We start from the raw sequence: 3,302 nt of genomic DNA on the forward strand, positions 1-3,302 counted from the left end.
CAGTTACGAACGAAGTAAGTTACTGTTTGTTAGATCCGCCGTAGGCGGATAACTCATCTAACGAACGAAGTAAGTTACTGTTTGTTAGATCCGCCGTAGGCGGATAACTCATCTAACGAACGAAGTAAGTTACTGTCCAAGGACATCATTCCGGCAAACAAATACAGTTTCCGGCTACGCCCTTAGTTCCCAAAGTTCCATCGCAAGCCGATGTAAATGTAGCAACCGCTTTAGATGTTGCCGATTCAGGAACAAAGCAGGTATGCACCAAACTTGTAGCGTCTTGAGTTACATACAAAAGCCCCAAATTAGTTCTTCGCGCAAACTCCGGCTTAACCTCATTCTTTAAGACTAATTCGGATATAAACGCTCCCGCGGCATTAGCCAAAACATGGTTAGGAGCGGCCGCCGCCCACGGATACGCTTGGAAAGTAGTATAGTACCTCTCATAAGCGTTCAAAAGCTCTGCCGCATCGCTTTTTTTGCCAGCGTCGTTGGCTTTTCTAATCTGTTCTATTGGGTTAATTGCCGAAAGTATCGCTGTTGCTAAAATACCCAAGATAACAATAACAATCAAAAGCTCTATAAGCGTAAAACCTTTTTTATTAAATTGCATTCCTTTCACCTCCTTTTACAAACAGTTACAAATGATAATGAGTTACTGTTTGTTAAACCCGCCGTAGGCGGGTTAAAACGAACTAGTTAATTTATAAATCGGCGTTATTATTGATAAAATCAAAACCCCCACCATCAATCCCAGAACTATCATAATTACAGGTTCCAAAGCCACCGACAAATTTTTTAATTTTCGGTCAACTTCATTTTCAAAATACAATGAAAGTTTTCCTAAAACCTCATCCATCTTGCCGGTTTCTTGCCCAACATTAATCATTTGAGAAACAATAGGAGGAAAATTGGGGTCCGCCGCAATACTTTCAGAAAGAGGTCCGCCCTTTTCAACTTTTTCAGCGGAATTTCTTATGGAATCAATATATAAAACATTGCCTACGGCTTTTGAGGATATGTACAAAGACTCAACAATGGGAACACCCGCGCTCACTAAAAGGCTTAAAGTTCGGGTGAACTCGGTAAGCTCTTTCTCTTTATTTATTTTTCCAAACAAGGGCAGACGAAAACTCATTTTAGCTAACTGGTATTTTCCAGTTTTAGATTTCTTATAATAATTAAAACCTAAAACGGCGAGAATTGCAATAAGAATAATCAAGTACCATTTAGTGATAAAAAAATCCGAAAGCCCTATCATAATTTTGGTAGGCAGGGGAAGTTCCACATTAAGGCTTGAATACATAGAAGTAAGCTTTGGGATAACAAAAACCACAATAAGAATAAAAACTCCTATCATAGCGATAGAAATAATAGCGGGATAAATTAAAGCGCCCTTAACCTTCGCTTTAAAATCCCTTTGCTTTTCCAAAGTATCGGCAAGTCGCGTTAAAACCACATCCAAATTACCCGAAGCTTCGCCGGCTTTAACCAAACTTATGTAAGTGGGCGGAAAAACATCTGAAAATTTAGACAAAGCGTCCGAAAAAGAAACTCCCACCTCAACATCTTTAGCAACCTCATTTACAACATCCTTAAAAGGACCCGCTTTTAATTGCGCGTTAAACAAATCCAGAGATTGCGGCAAAGTTAAACCCGAAGAAACCATCGTAGCCACCTGATGCGTAAAATTAACTTTATCGTTAAGAGATGGTTTTTTTAAGGAGCTTAAAAATTTATCTAACCCTTTATTCTTTTCACTTTTGGTAAGTGAAATAACCGAAAGACCTCTTTCTTTTAGAAGCGACACCGCTGTCTTTTCGTTTAGAGACTCCACATTTCCCGAAATAGTAGTCCCTTTTTCGTTTTTTGCTACATAGCTGTAAAGCATCTTAACCTTTAATCAACCTAACTAAAACATCCGGTTTTAAAGTTTTTGATTTTGCTTCTTCAAGAGAAATTTTGCCGGTGTTAACAAGTTTGGCAAGCGAATGTTCCAAACTAACCATACCCAAATCCAAACTGGTGGCTATTATATTGTCAATTTGGTGTCCCTTACCCTCTCTTATTACATTCCTAACCGCGTTGGTGGATAAGAGTATTTCCACCGCGGGAATCCTTTTTCCATCCAAAGTGTTAACAAGCCGTTGACACACCACCGCTTCCAAAGCGTTGGCAAGCTGTACTCTAACTTGCTGTTGCTGATACTCGGGAAACACATCAATAATCCTATCTATACTTTGAGCCGCCGAATTTGTATGCAAAGTTGCAAAAACCAAATGCCCCGTTTCCGCAATGGTAAGAGCGGAAGAAATAGTTTCATAGTCGCGCATCTCGCCAATAAGGACAACATCGGGGTCTTCTCTTAAAACCGAACGCAAAGCCACTTCCCAAGAATGAGTGTCCACATGCATTTCTCTTTGCTCCACCAAACTTTTTTTGTGGGGGAAAACATATTCAATAGGGTCCTCAATAGTTATTATATGCGCGTTCCTATTCTCATTTATATAATTCAGCATTGAAGCTATGGTTGTGGACTTTCCTTGACCGGCGGCTCCCGTAATAAGAACAAAACCTTGTGGCAGTTTGCAAAATTCGTACAACACTTTGGGAAGATTAATATCGTCAAGATTAGGAATTTTAAACGGGATATTTCTTAGCGCTACCGTAGGGTATCCTTTTTGAAAATACGCGTTAACTCTAAATCGCGCCTTTTGACCGAGAGAAAAAGAAAAGTCAAGTTCTTTGTTCACCAAAAAAAGTTCTTTCTGTTCTTTATTTAAAAGTCCAAAAACCAAATTTTCCAAATCATCCGGACCCAATAAATTCATACCGGGAATAGGGGACAAAACCCCATTTATCCGCAGGGTAGGGGAAGCGCCGATAGTTAAATGCAAATCAGACGCTCCGCTATTTATTGTTTTTTCCAATAAGTTTTTTATTTCCATAATTTATTTTTCAACCTGATCTCTCTTGTCATTCCGAACTTGATTCGGAATCCAAATAGTCCTTTTCTAGATTCCAGCTTTCGCTGGAATGACTTTTATTCCTTCGCCACCCTTAACACTTCCTCTATAGTTGTAATGCCTTCCAATGTTTTAAGATACCCATCCTGCAAAAGCGTAACCATACCCTCACCTACCGCGTCCTTTTCAATATCGCTTTCAGGTCTTCTCTCCAGAATTAGTTTTGCGATTTTGGAACTTACCGTCATAACCTCAAAAATTCCAACTCTCCCCAAATACCCTTGTTGACTGCATTTATCGCAACCTTTTCCGCGGTACAAATACACTTTCCCC

The 3,302-nt window shown here is 39.6% G+C and carries 4 protein-coding genes; all 4 read right to left on the reverse strand.

What is annotated here, in order from left to right:
* Nucleotides 1–145: 145 nt before the first annotated feature.
* Nucleotides 146–616: a type II secretion system GspH family protein gene (locus KJ678_03645; protein MBU1017224.1), complete on the reverse strand. Its 471-nt coding sequence runs from the start codon at nucleotides 614–616 to the stop codon at nucleotides 146–148.
* A gap of 72 nt (nucleotides 617–688) precedes the next feature.
* Entirely contained in the window at nucleotides 689–1,894 is a 1,206-nt protein-coding gene (locus KJ678_03650) for a type II secretion system F family protein (protein MBU1017225.1), read from the reverse strand.
* A gap of 1 nt (nucleotide 1,895) precedes the next feature.
* Entirely contained in the window at nucleotides 1,896–2,951 is a 1,056-nt protein-coding gene (locus KJ678_03655) for a type IV pilus twitching motility protein PilT (protein MBU1017226.1), read from the reverse strand.
* Between the two features lie 95 nt (nucleotides 2,952–3,046).
* A partial coding sequence (locus KJ678_03660; GenBank protein ID MBU1017227.1) for a type II secretion system protein GspE occupies nucleotides 3,047–3,302 on the reverse strand: 256 nt, incomplete at its 5' end.

It is taken from the genome of Patescibacteria group bacterium, from assembly GCA_018817085.1.
In the GTDB taxonomy this organism is placed as follows: domain Bacteria; phylum Patescibacteriota; class WWE3; order CG2-30-40-12; family CG2-30-40-12; genus CG2-30-40-12.